Raw genomic sequence first — 13,088 nt, forward strand, 5'->3', positions numbered from 1 at the left:
TCAGCGCCTCCCCAGAAGGCCCTGGGGCCGGATGTACATGACGAACACGAGCAGCAGCAGCGCCGGAATGGTGCGGTAAGCCGGCGAGACCAGGTAGGCCGTCAGCGTTTCCAGATAGCCGACCACGAAGGCGGCGATCAGCGAGCCGGAGACGCTGCCGAGGCCGCCGAGCACCACGATCGAGAACGCGCTCGCGGTCAGCGGACCCACGCTGTAGGAGCTAACGCCCAGGAACATGCCGAGCAGTACGCCGGCGATGCCGGCGAGGATGCCGTAGATACCCCACACCACGATGTAGATGTTGGTGAGCTCGAGCCCGAGCAGCGTGACGCCGCGCGGGTTCATCGAGGCCGCCAGCACCGCCTTGCCGGTGCGGGTGCGGTTCACCAGCAGCCACAGCAGTGCGATGACGAGGCAGCACACGATCGCCGTGAAAATCTCGTTCTTGGGCGTGCGGACGCCGAGGATCTCGACGACACCCTCGACGATCGGCAGCACGGTCTTGGCGTTGTTGGTGAAGAAATAGGCGATCAGCTCCTGGATCATGATGCCCCAGAGCAGCGTTCCCGTGAGGACGAAGATCTCCTTCTCCTCATTCGGGATGCGCCGGGAGTCCTGGATCGGCTTCACCACCGCAAAGTAGGTGGCGAACGCCGCAAGAAGGGCGACGCCCACGCCGATCAGCGCGCCGGCATAGGTGCCGACATTGAGCACGCTGGCGGCGGCCCAGGCCGCCACCGCTGCCGCCACCATGATGGCACCGTGGGAAAGGTTGAGCACGCCGGAGACGCCGAAGATCAGTGTGAAGCCGGTGGCGCCGAGAGCGTAGAGAGCACTGATGGCAAAGCCATCGATCAGGATCTGGAAAGCTCGCATTGATGATTGGCCGAGAGTCTCACTTGAGGGAAGGTGCTGCGGGACGCCGCAAATGGAAGCTCCCGGGAGGTGGTCCCGGGAGCTACTCCTGCTAGTTCGAGAGCTTGATGAAGCTCGGGAACTTGATGTCGACCTTGGCGACGTCCTTCGGCCAGACCGCGCTCTGCTTGCCGTCCTGCCATTGCAGCATCAGCCCGGTGATCAGGCCCTTGCCGTATTTGATCGAGTGCGTGAACGGATCGTCCTTGCCGTAGAACTGGACGCGGCCGATCGTGCCTTCCCAGTCGGTCTTCTCCAGCGCATCGACCAGCTTGTCGGCATCGGTCGAGCCGGCGCGCTTCACGGCGTCGGCGATGTAGTAGACCTCATCATAGGCGGTGTAGCCGGCATAGGACGGGTAGTTGCCGAACTTCTTCTTGAAGTTTTCGGCGAACGGCACCGACTTCGGCGTCACCGCGACGCCTGGCCCGGAGACGCCCTGATAGAGCACGCCTTCGGCGGCCTGGTTGGTGTCCTTGCCGAAGGTTTCGTTGGTGGCCTGCGAGGAGATGCCGAACATCGGGATCGGCACCTGCTGGTTCTTCCACTGCACCGTCGGCTGCACGCCGACATGGGAGATGCCAGTGATGATCACGTCGGGCTTCGAGCCCTCGATCTTGTTGAAGATCGGGGTGAAGTCGGTGGTGTCGGGCGAGAAGCGGATGTGATCGAGCACTTTCAGCCCGATCTTGGGCAGGCATTCCTCGTAGCCGATATCGAGCGGCTTGGTCCAGGCGGCGTCCTCGCTCATGATGACCGCCGTCTTCATGTGCAGCCTGTCGACGAGCAGGTCCTTGGCGCCGTCGCAGACCGAGAGCGCGAGCGCGGCCGAGGTCAGGTAGCCGTGGAAGGTGTACTTGTTCTTCTCGTAATCGGCGTGAACGCTCTTGCTGATCTCGTTGGAGGCCGCACCGGGCGTGACGAACGGCGTCTTCAGCCGCGAAGCCCAGGGCTCCAGCGCCAGCACCACTTCGCTGATATAGCTGGCGATGACCGCGTTGACCTTGTCCTCGTTCACCGCGCGCTGGAAGGCGCGCACCGAGTCGGCGGAGGAGGAGTGATTGTCGTAACCGATGATCTCGATCTTGCGGCCGTCGACGCCGCCGGCGGCGTTGATCTCGTCGGCGGCGAGTTGCGCCGCTTGCGGGATCGATGCGCCGGCAATCGCCTGCGCTTCCGCGATGACGCCGATCTTGATCGGATCGGCCGCAAAGGCCGGGCCTGACGCTGCCAACAATGCACCGGTCGCGACTGCGCCAAGCGCACTTCGCAATGCACCAGAGAGTGCTTTATTCATGTTGTTCTCTCCCTTGAACCAAGCTTCTTTGAGCTATTGGCGCGACTATAACGGCGAGAGAATCCTCGGCAAGTAAAACTGTATTCAGGATTGTACGATGGGGACTAAAGTCTAGCGCTGCGTAATTATCGGGCATGGCGGAGCCATATTCCGCACACAGGCATGCAGATTTCGTCGGCGGGCATGCGAGTGTATCGCAGGCGCACTGCCGTTGAGCAGCCTCAGCGCGCTTGCAGCATCGATGGATCGAGCGGCGAGAGCCGGGCCGGATTGAATGGCGCGAGGTTCACCTCGCGCGTCGTACCATCCGCGATCAGCTGCGCCATGGCCTCGCCGGTCGCGGGCGCATTCAGGATGCCCCACACATTGTGTCCGGTCGCGACATAAAGACCCTCGCTCTGCGGCACCCGGCCGATCAGCGGCAGGCCGTCCTCCGTGACGGGGCGGAAGCAGGCCTGCTGCGCGATGATTTTTTCAGGACGAAACAGCGGCGAGAGCCGCTCCGACATGGCTTGCAGGCGTGCGATCGCATCGCGGTCCGGCGTCACCGCAGCCGGATCGAGCGGCAGCGGCACAATGTCGGACAGCGCGGTGACATGCGTGCTGCCGTCGGCGCGCGGAAACACCTCGATCGACACGGCGCTGCCATCCGTCTCGCATTCCAGGAACAATGCATCGGCCGGCACGTTGGGGCCGATGTCGTAGACGATGCTCGGGCTGCGCTGGCCATAGACAGCGGGCAGGCTCATCCATTGCGCCGCGAGCAGCGACCATGGTCCCATCGCGATCACGACGGCATCCGCTTCGATGAGATTGCCTTCGACCGCGATACCCTTCGCACGCGTCGCGTCGCGGACGATACCGGTGACGCGGCCGCGGCGAAGCTCGGCGCCTTGCGCCAGCGCCGCGTTCATCACGGCCGAGGTGAACTTTTGCGGATGAACGATCGCGGTCGTCTCGGTTGTGCCGATGCGCTGCGTGATGACGACGCCGTCGCCGAGCCAGCCGAGCGCTGACGGCGTCATCCGGCGCGGATCGCCGTCGGGAGCAACATAGCCGCCATACGCGCTCATCGGGCGGTAGCCCCAATCGCCCGCGATCTCGCCGGGCAGTTGTGCGTGGAGCGCAAAACTGCGTCGCGCCAGCGCATCGAGCGGCGTGCCCGCACACCAGTCGCGCGCCAGAAAGCCGCCGGCCTTGCCGGAGGCCGCGGCCGCGACCTCGGTCGGCTCCACGACGATGACATCGACGCCGAGGCGGCGGAGGAAGTAGGCGGTGCAGGCCCCGATCACGCCGCCGCCGCAGATCACAACGCGCATGGCTTGTTTCCCGACATGGCTTGTTTCCTGATCCGGCTAATCCCGAGGAGACAACCTAGCTCGAATAGCCACGTTCCAGGGCGTGACGCTGCTGATGGCGACCCAGCGCCAGATGGACGAGGCGCGTCAGCAACTCTCCATACGGCACGCCAGAGGCTTCCATCATCTTCGGATACATGCTGATCGAGGTGAAGCCGGGCAGGGTGTTGATCTCGTTGAAGCAGAATTCGCCGGTCTGCCGATCGAGGAAGAAATCGACCCGCGCGAGGTCACTGCATTCGAGCGCCGCGAACACTTGCACCGCGAGCGCGCGCACGCGCTCCATCTGTGCCGGGTCGAGCCTTGCCGGAAGATCGACGCGGGCGCCGTCGGGATCGAGATATTTGGCCTCGTACGAATAGAATTCGTGATGGGCGTTCGGATTGAGTTCGCTCGCGACGCTCGCGAACAGCGTCTCGCCATCGAGCACGGCGACCTCGATCTCGCGGGCGTCGATGCCCTGTTCGACCAGCACCTTGAGGTCATAGCGAAACGCGTCGTCGAGTGCAGGCCCGAGCGCGTCCCACGTCTTGACCTTGTGAATGCCGACACTGGAGCCCATGTTGCACGGCTTGACGAACACCGGGAGGTTCAGGCCCTCGACCGCCTTGACGAGAGACGCGGCACGATCCGCAGCGAAGGCCTTGCGGGTGAGCACGCGATACGGCGCGACCGGAACGCCGGCGAAGTCCGCGAGCCGCTTGGCGACATCCTTGTCCATGCTGACCGCGGAGGCCAGAACGCCGGAGCCGACGTAGGCGACCTCGGCCAGCTCCAGAAGGCCCTGCACGGTGCCGTCCTCGCAAAGGGGGCCGTGCATGACCGGAAAGACGACGTCGATCTCGATCGGTCCTGTCGCGCTTTCGGAGATCGGCACGAGAATGCCGCGTCCATCGGCGCCTCTGGCAAGCCGCATCTCGGGCGCATCGGGCAGGATCGGCAAGGCCGCCTGCGTCGGATCGATCCTGGCAAGATCGTTCCATTGCCAGCGACCCGTCTTGTCGATGGAGACCGGGATCACCTCGAAAAGCGCACGGTCGAGATGCCTGAGCACGGAGGCCGCCGAATTCAGCGAAACCTCGTGCTCGCCGGACCTGCCGCCATAGAGAACCACGACGCGAATTTTGTCTGCCATGGCTCAATTATCACGCGCTCTGTCCGGAAGTCACGTGCGGCCTCGGGCGGCTAGATCGCCCTGGCTGCCAAAAGTTCTCGGGCGCGCTCCAGATCGGCCAGCGTGTCCACGCCGAGCGGCTCCGTCTGGATCACCTTCGCGTCCATCCGCATGCCATTCTCGATCGCTCTGAGCTGTTCAAGGCTTTCTCGCTGCTCGAGAACGCCGCGCGGCAGGCCGACATATTTCGCTAACGCCTCGCGGCGGTAGGTGTACATGCCGACGTGATGATAGTGCATCCCGGCCCCTGAGGGGATCACGGCCCGGCTGAAATAGACCGCGCGACCGATGGTTTCTCCGGGGTGGATCGCGAGGGCGATCTTCACGACGCTCGGCGCCTGGAGCTCGATGGGATCCTCGATCTCGGTGGCAAACGTGGCGATCGAACAATCGGCATGCCGGGACAATGGCTCCATTGTCGCCCGTATCGTCGATGGATCGATGGTCGGCAGATCGCCCTGAAGCACGACGACGACATCGTAGGCCGCTTCCGCGTCGATCAACTGCAACGCTGCGTGCGCACGGTCAGATCCCGTCGGGAGGGCCGGCTCAGTCAAGACCGCCCGGCCGCCCAGATCGTCGATGACGTCCACGATGGCTTGATCGCCACAGGCGACGACGACGGGGCCAATATCGGCCTCGAGGCCTCTTCGCCAGACGTGAGAGATCATTGGTTGACCATTGATATCGGTCAGTGCCTTGCCGGGGAGCCGGGTTGAACCGAGCCGAGTGGGTATGATCACGATCGGACGCATTGAAACCTTTCGTTTCCTGAACGGGCAACATCGCACGCAAGTTTGAGGCGCCAGCGGGGAACGCTGGCGCCTCGTCGCAATTCAGCTCACGCCTGCTCAGCCCGGCCCTGCACCTTGCGTCGCGGTGAACACCGCATAGAGCGACTGGCTCGCGGCCATGAACAGGCGGTTGCGCTTCGGACCGCCGAAGCAGACGTTGCCGCAGACTTCCGGCAGGCGAATGCGGCCGAGCAGCTTGCCGTCCGGCGACCACACTGTCACGCCGTTATAGCCGACCGCGCGACCGGCATTGCTGGAAGCCCAGACATTGCCGTTGACGTCGCAGCGCACGCCGTCCGGCCCGCACTTCACGCCGTCGATCACGCAATCGGAGAAGCGCTTTCCGTTGGACAGCTTGTTGTCCGCGCCGACATCGAACACGAAAATCTCGCCCTTGCCGCCGGGGCCGGTGTCGCCCGGTCCCTTGCCGGTCGAGACGACATAGAGCTTCTTGAAGTCGGGCGAGAAGCACAAGCCGTTGGGATCGGGCACCTGCTCCTCGGTGACGACGAGATCGACGCGGCCGCTTGGGTCGATGCGATAGCAATTGGTCGGCAGCTCGCGCTTGCCAGGTGTGAAGCCGGCCGGCTGTCCGATCCGCGGATTGAGCTTGCCGCCCGCGTTGCTCGGTCCGCCCGCCGCATCGGGCTCACCTTCATACAGCTGGCCGCCATAGGGCGGGTCGGTGAACCAGTAGCTGCCGTCAGGATGCGCGACGACGTCGTTCGGCGAGTTCAGCTTCTTGCCGTTATAATTGTCGCACAGCACGGTGGCGGTGCCGTCATGCTCGTAGCGCGTCACCCGCCGGGTCAGATGCTCGCAGGAGAGCTGGCGGCCCAGGAAGTCGAACGAGTTGCCGTTGGAATTGTTGGAAGGCGTGCGGAACACGCTGACGCGGCCGTCATCCTCGCTCCAGCGCATCTGCCTGTTGTTGGGAATGTCGCTCCAGAGCAGATACCGTCCTTGCGCGCTCCAGGCCGGACCTTCCGCCCACAGCAGACCGGTATGGAGCCGCTTGATCGCTGTGTTGGGCTGCGCCAGATCGTTGAAGGAGGGATCGACCGCGATGATATCGGGGTCCCAGAAATAGGTGGTCGGTGCGCCGTGCGGGCCGAAGTCGCGCGGCGGTGTGGTGATCGTCGTCGGCGGGGCGGCAGGTCCGGTCTGTGCCAGTGCGGTGCCCGCTCCGGCCATCGTGGCCGCGGCACCGAGTGCAAGTCCCTGGACCAGCGTCCGTCGTGAAAGCGCGGCATCCTGCTCACGCTGCTGTTGGCGTGTCATTCGCGTCCTCCCAGGTTGTGTTCAGCTGGCCGGTTGATCCGGCTGAGCAAGGGCAAGGTTAGTCCCGTCCGCGATGAGTTGCGAGGGCCGACGTCGCATCCTCCGTGCGATTTAGAGATCGTTGAATTCGCCAATTTGCCGATTCATGCGGGAATAAATGTGAACCGCCGTTCTGCGCGGTGTGACGCGACAATTCGCGCGCCTGTGGGGAATTAACCGAGCCCCAGTTTGGGCCCTGTCAAGCCTTGACGTCGCCTCTATTGCTGCGCAGAAATCTTGAAAGAAAGGCCGCAGCCAATGGTGCAGGGTGTCATCACATTGATCGTGTTGCTCGGGATCGCGTATGCGGCCGGCTATTTCACGCGCGATTTCCAGTCACGCAAACGGCGTGCCGCGGCTCGCCGCACGGGCGGCTACACGCAGCCGGACTGGCTTAACCCCACCGTTGCCGCCAACACCAACGAAACTCCGTCCCCCGCCGTCGGCGAACTCGGCCAGATGCTGGATCGCTGGGAAAGCAGGGCCCGCTCGCGTCGCGCGGGGTAGCTTTCTAGAGACGACAAGCGCGACCGTCATCCTTGTAACCGCGCGCTCAAAAATATTCCGCTTTACCGAAATTCTGATTTTTCGTATGTGTTGCCGCCCCTGATCCGGCAAAAAGGGGCGGTCGTCTGGCATGACAGCACGAATGGCGAGGGCTCGTAACCAGGTCAGCCCCCCTGACCATCTTTTGGCGTTGCAGTTGCGGCCATTTCTCGTCTAGAAACGGCGCGTTGAGCCTCCCGGCAACCAACCGTCAACGGTTTTGACCGAGGATTTGGGGCTCAAAAGGGTCTGGCAATGCTGATTCGCGGCCAAATCGATGGGATTTCGGGGGAGGTGGCTCTGGCCGCCGCCACGATCCCGGCTGCGCTGCTGCCCACCCTCCTTATTGGCGGCCTTCTTCTTACTTGCCCCTGAGGGCCGGCTGGGCGCCACGCGCCTGGGCGCTCAGGGGTTGGTCGAGATCACCGGACACCTCAAGCGCCCAGCAGACTGACGGCGCAAAAGCTCAAAAGGAAATTTGCAATGGCCCCCGCGAACAAGTCCGACAAGGACCGCGTCATCATTTTCGACACCACGCTGCGCGACGGCGAGCAGTGCCCCGGCGCCACCATGACCTTCGAGGAGAAGCTCGAGGTCGCCGAGCTCCTGGACGATATGGGCGTCGACGTCATCGAAGCCGGCTTCCCCATTACCTCGCAGGGTGACTTCGAGGCGGTGAGCGAGATCGCCCGCCGCTCCAAGAATGCCGTCATCGCCGGCTTGTCTCGCGCGCATCCGGCCGATATCGACCGCTGCGCCGAAGCCGTGAAATTTGCAAAACGCGGCCGCGTCCACACCGTGATCGCGACCTCGCCGCTGCACATGCGGGTGAAGCTGAACAAGACGCCGGAGGAGGTGTTGGAGACCTCGGTCGCGATGGTTGCGCGCGCCCGCAACCAGATCGACGACGTCGAATGGTCGGCCGAGGACGGCACCCGCAGCGAGATGGATTATCTGTGCCGCATCGTCGAGGCCGTCATCAAGGCCGGTGCGACCACGGTGAACATCCCCGACACCGTCGGCTACACGGTGCCGGAGGAATACACCCACTTCATGAAGACGCTGATCGAACGCGTGCCGAACTCCGACAAGGCCGTGTTCTCCGTGCACTGCCACAACGACCTCGGCATGGCGGTGGCGAACTCGCTGGCCGGCGTGGTCGGCGGTGCGCGTCAGGTCGAGTGCACCATCAACGGTATCGGCGAACGCGCCGGCAACGCCGCGCTCGAAGAGATCGTGATGGCGATCAACGTGCGCAACGACAAATTCCCCTACTGGAACAAGATCGACACCACCCAGCTGACCCGCGCCTCGAAAGTGGTGTCGGCGGCAACCTCGTTCCCGGTGCAGTACAACAAGGCCATCGTCGGCCGGAACGCCTTTGCGCATGAGAGCGGCATTCACCAGGACGGCGTGCTGAAGGATGCCTCGACCTACGAGATCATGCGGCCCGAAATGGTCGGTCTGAAGCAGTCCTCGCTGGTGCTCGGCAAGCATTCCGGCCGCCACGCCTTCGTGCACAAGCTGGAGGAGATGGGCTACAAGCTCGGCCCGAACCAGCTGGAAGATGCGTTCACGCGGATGAAGGCGCTCGCCGACCGCAAGAAGGACATCTACGACGAGGACATCGAGGCGCTGGTCGACGAGGAGATGGCGGCCTCGCACGACCGCATCAAGCTGACCTCGCTGACCGTGATCGCCGGCACGCATGGCCCGCAGCGCGCGACCATGAAGCTCGACGTCGACGGCCAGATCAAGATCGAGGAGGCCGAAGGCAACGGTCCCGTCGATGCGGTGTTCAACTGCATCAAGCGCCTGGTGCCGCACGAGGCCAAGCTCGAGCTGTATCAGGTCCATGCGGTGACCGAAGGCACCGACGCGCAGGCGGAAGTCTCGGTGCGACTGTCGCAGGAGGGGCGTGCGATGACGGCGCGTGCAGCGGATCCGGATACGCTGGTGGCGTCCGCCAAGGCCTATCTCGGCGCGCTCAACAAGATCGTCATGAAGCGCCAGCGCGACAATGTGACGACGGCTGCGGCGAGCTGAGGCTCGACGCTGCTGGTTGTTGCACCTCTCCCGCTTGCGGGAGAGGTCGGCGCGTAGCGCCGGGTGAGGGTTCTTTCCTCACCGGGAATATCTCGACGTGGAGATGCCCTCTCCCCAGCCCTCTCCCGCAAGCGGGAGAGGGAGTGCAGCGGAATCCGCGGTGTTAACGGCGAATAGCTGCCCTGCTAACGGACAATAGCGGCTCAATGCGCGAGCCGCTATTGATGCTCCCGGCTTGAGGATAGGCGCCCACATTGGGCAGCCCAAGAGAACAATAAGGGAGAGAATATGCGCACCTTCGCGATCGCGGCATCCGTCGCGGCATTGGCTTTGGCATTGACCGGGCCGGCATCGGCTCAATCGCCTATCATCATCAAGTTCAGCCATGTCGTCGCGACCGACACCCCGAAGGGCAAGGCGTCGGAAAAATTCAAGGAACTCGCCGAGAAGTACACCGGCGGCAAGGTCAAGGTCGAGGTCTACCCGAACTCGACGCTGTACAAGGACAAGGAAGAGCTCGAGGCGCTGCAGCTCGGCAGCGTGCAGATGCTGGCGCCGTCCAACTCGAAATTCGGCCCGCTCGGCATCCGCGAGTTCGAGGTGTTCGATCTGCCCTACATCCTTCCGGATCTGAAGACGCTGCGGAAGGTGACGGAAGGCCCGCTCGGCGCGCGGCTGCTCAAGCTGCTGGAGCCGAAGGGCATCACCGGCCTTGCCTATTGGGACAACGGCTTCAAGCAGATGAGCGCCAACAAGAAGCTGGTGGCACCGAGTGACTATCAGGGCGTCAAGTTCCGCATCCAGTCGTCGCGCGTGCTGCAGGCGCAGTTCAAGGCGCTCGGCTCGCTGCCGCAGGTCATGGCGTTCTCGGAAGTCTACCAGGCGCTGCAGACCGGCGTGGTCGACGGCCAGGAGAATACCTGGTCCAACATCTATACCCAAAAGATGCACGAGGTGCAGAAGTACATCACCGAGACCAATCACGGTTACATCGGCTACGTCGTGATCGTGAACAAGAAGTTCTGGGACGATCTGCCGGCCGACATCCGCGACCAGCTCTCGAAGGCGATGAAGGAAGCGACCGACTTCAACAACGCGCAGTCGCAGAAGGAAAACGACGACGCTCTCGCCGAGATCAAGAAGAGCGGCAAGAGCGAGATCATCAAGCTCACGCCGGAGCAGGACGAGGCGATGCGCAAGGCGATGGAGCCGGTCTACAAGGACGCGGCAAGCCGCGTCGGCCAGCCGCTGATCGACGAGTTCCTGAAGGAAGCCAAGAGCACGACGAACTAGCACGACGAACTAGCACAAGGAATTGGCGCAACGAACCGAGCGCACGTCGAACGAATCTAAACGAAATATGAAGGAGGGCTTCCGTGCGGGCTGCACGGAAGCCCTTTTTTGTTACGGATGATGTCCAGCAATGGCTGAACGGACGTTCAAGTGAATTACATCTCCGTCAGAACGCCCTCTCTGTCCAAGTTGTAAGTTGCACCTCGGCCTTCCGACCCTCATCTTCAGGACATCCTTCCAGAGGAGGTTCGTATGAGGAAGTTCACCATCGCCGCCATCGCCGTGCTCAGCATCGCCGGCTCGGGCGCGGTCTATGCCCAATATCATCGCCCGTGGATGGAGCACTTCCGCCACATCCGCATGAACCCCGAAGACCGCGCCGCCTTCGTCGACGCGCGGATCGCAGCGGTCCATGCCGGGCTGAAGCTCAACGCCGACCAGGAGAAGCTATGGCCGCCGGTCGAGGCCGCCGTGCGCGACTTCGCCAAGCTGCGGATCGACCGCGCTAATGCGCGGATGAACACCGGTTCCGGAGACGCTGCCAAGGACGGCAACAAGCCGGACGATCCGGTCGCCCGCCTGCGCCAGCGCGCCGACGACATGGGCGCGACCTCGGCGGCGCTGAAGAAGATCGCCGATGCCGCCGATCCGCTCTACAAGAGCCTCGACGACGGCCAGAAGCGCCGTCTGGCCATGCTGACCCACCACCGCGGCCCGTTCGGCGGCGGCGAGGACGGCCCGCCCCGCCACTTCATGGAGCGCGGCATGGACCGCATGATGGAGCGTGGCATGGACCATTTCCGCGGCCGCGACCGCGACGATGGCCCGGATCGGGAAGGGCGTCTTTGAGCGCTCCGGGATTTCCCGGATATTAACCTCTGAGAAGCCGCTGGAATCCAGCGGCTTTTCGCATTTTGGCGGCTGTGGAAGAACCTTGGAAAACATGCGTCACATCGCTTGCCAGACCCGGATCGCTTTGCTAAACGACCGGCCTCGCAAGGCATTGACCGCCTTTCGGGCGCATAGCTCAGTTGGTAGAGCAGCTGACTCTTAATCAGCGGGTCCCAGGTTCGAGCCCTGGTGCGCCCACCACTAATAACTCTTGCCGCGAAGTCGTTGTCAGAGCGCCCCCTGTGCGCACCGCGACGGGCGAACGCGAGCTCTCCAATGATGAATTGGCTGAACGCACCTTGCGGACGCTGGGGGCAGAATGCCGGTTGGAGCTACAGGCGGACGACTTCGCCGCTCCGAACGCTTTCATCGGCGGCAAAGACGATACGGAGTGAGTTGATCGCGTCCTCGTGATGCTCGGACAGGTCAATCTCGCCACGGACAGCACCCAGAAACAGCTGCTGCTCGCGCTCGCATAACTCCTGATGGCCGGGTTCGTCAGCTGTCGAGATCAACTCGTCCGGCTTTGCAAGATGGCCTTCGGCGCCGCGCGCCGCGTGATGGATGCGAAGGGCGTTGGTCCGCGTATGCGTGTCATGGTCGGCCGAATGCGCGGCGGCTTCGCTGCTCTCTTTCGCGACCATCGACACGCTGCCGTTCGGGCCGATCAAATCCTTCACGAAATGAGCGGTCTCGCTCATCATCGGACCCCAGCCGACCTCGTACCATCCGACGGATCCATCGTCGAACACGATGTGAAGATGCCCGTAATTGTACATGGTCGGCGCGATCTCGTTCGTCAGCCGCGCCCCGACCGCATGGACCGCAACGGGACGCGCTCGCGTCACCTGGCACATGATGTCGACGTAATGGACGCCGCAATCGACGATCGGAGAAGTCGACCGCATGAGATTCTTATGAACCTCCCAGAAGGAGCCCGCGGACTGCTGGTTGAGATTCATACGCATCACGAGCGGCTTTCCGAGCGTCCGGCCGATCTCGACGAACTGCGACCATGCGGGATGCACGCGCAGGATATAGCCGATCAGCAGCGCCTTTCCGGCCGTACGTGCCGCGCTGACGACCCGTCGCGCGGCCTCCAGCGTGTCGGCGAGCGGCTTTTCGCAGAAAACATGCGCCCCTGCGGCGATAGCCTGCAAGGCCATGGTGGCGTGATGCTCCGTGTAGGTGCAGATCGCGACAGCGTCGGGACGCAGGCTGGCGAGCGCCTCGTCGAAGGTTTCGAAGCGCGGGAGGGAGAGAAACTCGGCCTCGAGATCGTTGCGCTCGGCTGCACGCGAGGTGCAAAGCCCGACGAGCTCAAATCCTTCGATCGATCTGTAGGCGCGGGCATGACTGGTTCCCATGGTGCCGAGGCCAACCACGAGAACGCGAACCTTCTGTGCGGTCGAGATGGAGGGCGAGGACATGGCTCAATCGGTCTCTCGGTCAGA

General features: G+C 63.4%; 11 protein-coding genes and 1 tRNA gene. 5 read left to right on the plus strand and 7 right to left on the minus strand.

Going from position 1 to position 13,088, the window contains the following annotated elements:
- From QA645_RS12615 to QA645_RS12640, 6 genes are all read right to left on the minus strand, one after another.
- Entirely contained in the window at positions 1–876 is an 876-nt protein-coding gene (locus tag QA645_RS12615; protein WP_254133220.1) for a branched-chain amino acid ABC transporter permease, read from the minus strand.
- Positions 877–967: 91 nt separating this feature from the next.
- Entirely contained in the window at positions 968–2,212 is a 1,245-nt protein-coding gene (locus tag QA645_RS12620) for an ABC transporter substrate-binding protein (RefSeq protein WP_254133219.1), read from the minus strand.
- Positions 2,213–2,433: 221 nt separating this feature from the next.
- Complete coding sequence (locus QA645_RS12625; RefSeq protein ID WP_283050559.1) at positions 2,434–3,531, minus strand: FAD-dependent oxidoreductase; 1,098 nt, start codon at positions 3,529–3,531, stop codon at positions 2,434–2,436.
- Positions 3,532–3,586: 55 nt separating this feature from the next.
- Complete coding sequence (locus tag QA645_RS12630) at positions 3,587–4,705, minus strand: D-alanine--D-alanine ligase family protein (protein ID WP_283050561.1); 1,119 nt, start codon at positions 4,703–4,705, stop codon at positions 3,587–3,589.
- Positions 4,706–4,755: 50 nt separating this feature from the next.
- Complete coding sequence (locus tag QA645_RS12635) at positions 4,756–5,499, minus strand: 3-deoxy-manno-octulosonate cytidylyltransferase (protein ID WP_283050563.1); 744 nt, start codon at positions 5,497–5,499, stop codon at positions 4,756–4,758.
- 96 nt (positions 5,500–5,595) lie between these two features.
- Entirely contained in the window at positions 5,596–6,819 is a 1,224-nt protein-coding gene (locus tag QA645_RS12640; protein WP_254194864.1) for an SMP-30/gluconolactonase/LRE family protein, read from the minus strand.
- Positions 6,820–7,119: 300 nt separating this feature from the next.
- On the opposite strand from QA645_RS12640, the gene QA645_RS12645 reads away from it, so the two are divergent.
- The 5 genes from QA645_RS12645 (at position 7,120) to QA645_RS12665 (ending at position 11,835) form a co-directional block, all read left to right on the plus strand.
- Entirely contained in the window at positions 7,120–7,365 is a 246-nt protein-coding gene (locus tag QA645_RS12645; RefSeq protein ID WP_283053170.1) for a hypothetical protein, read from the plus strand.
- A 522-nt stretch (positions 7,366–7,887) separates the two neighbouring features.
- Complete coding sequence (locus tag QA645_RS12650) at positions 7,888–9,450, plus strand: 2-isopropylmalate synthase (protein WP_254133214.1); 1,563 nt, start codon at positions 7,888–7,890, stop codon at positions 9,448–9,450.
- A 288-nt stretch (positions 9,451–9,738) separates the two neighbouring features.
- The gene (locus QA645_RS12655; protein WP_283050565.1) at positions 9,739–10,743 is read left to right on the plus strand and encodes a TRAP transporter substrate-binding protein; all 1,005 of its coding nucleotides are present in this window, start codon (positions 9,739–9,741) and stop codon (positions 10,741–10,743) included.
- Positions 10,744–10,995: 252 nt separating this feature from the next.
- Positions 10,996–11,592, plus strand: coding sequence for a Spy/CpxP family protein refolding chaperone (locus QA645_RS12660; protein ID WP_283050566.1), 597 nt, complete (start codon positions 10,996–10,998; stop codon positions 11,590–11,592).
- 167 nt (positions 11,593–11,759) lie between these two features.
- Positions 11,760–11,835: transfer RNA gene (locus QA645_RS12665), tRNA-Lys, on the plus strand.
- A gap of 131 nt (positions 11,836–11,966) precedes the next feature.
- On the opposite strand, the gene QA645_RS12670 is transcribed toward QA645_RS12665, so the two are convergent.
- The gene (locus QA645_RS12670) at positions 11,967–13,064 is read right to left on the minus strand and encodes a Gfo/Idh/MocA family oxidoreductase (protein WP_283050567.1); all 1,098 of its coding nucleotides are present in this window, start codon (positions 13,062–13,064) and stop codon (positions 11,967–11,969) included.
- Positions 13,065–13,088 lie beyond the last annotated feature (24 nt).

The organism is Bradyrhizobium sp. CIAT3101, assembly GCF_029714945.1.
Taxonomy (GTDB): domain Bacteria; phylum Pseudomonadota; class Alphaproteobacteria; order Rhizobiales; family Xanthobacteraceae; genus Bradyrhizobium.

Excerpts from the sequence above, each read along its gene's own strand:
- QA645_RS12615 (WP_254133220.1), bottom strand. The coding sequence starts at position 876 with ATGCGAGCTTTCCAGATCCTGATCGATGGCTTTGCCATCAGTGCTCTC.
- QA645_RS12620 (WP_254133219.1), bottom strand. The coding sequence starts at position 2,212 with ATGAATAAAGCACTCTCTGGTGCATTGCGAAGTGCGCTTGGCGCAGTC.
- QA645_RS12625 (WP_283050559.1), bottom strand. The coding sequence starts at position 3,531 with ATGCGCGTTGTGATCTGCGGCGGCGGCGTGATCGGGGCCTGCACCGCC.
- QA645_RS12630 (WP_283050561.1), bottom strand. The coding sequence starts at position 4,705 with ATGGCAGACAAAATTCGCGTCGTGGTTCTCTATGGCGGCAGGTCCGGC.
- QA645_RS12635 (WP_283050563.1), bottom strand. The coding sequence starts at position 5,499 with ATGCGTCCGATCGTGATCATACCCACTCGGCTCGGTTCAACCCGGCTC.
- QA645_RS12640 (WP_254194864.1), bottom strand. The coding sequence starts at position 6,819 with ATGACACGCCAACAGCAGCGTGAGCAGGATGCCGCGCTTTCACGACGG.
- QA645_RS12650 (WP_254133214.1), top strand. The coding sequence starts at position 7,888 with ATGGCCCCCGCGAACAAGTCCGACAAGGACCGCGTCATCATTTTCGAC.
- QA645_RS12655 (WP_283050565.1), top strand. The coding sequence starts at position 9,739 with ATGCGCACCTTCGCGATCGCGGCATCCGTCGCGGCATTGGCTTTGGCA.
- QA645_RS12660 (WP_283050566.1), top strand. The coding sequence starts at position 10,996 with ATGAGGAAGTTCACCATCGCCGCCATCGCCGTGCTCAGCATCGCCGGC.
- QA645_RS12670 (WP_283050567.1), bottom strand. The coding sequence starts at position 13,064 with ATGTCCTCGCCCTCCATCTCGACCGCACAGAAGGTTCGCGTTCTCGTG.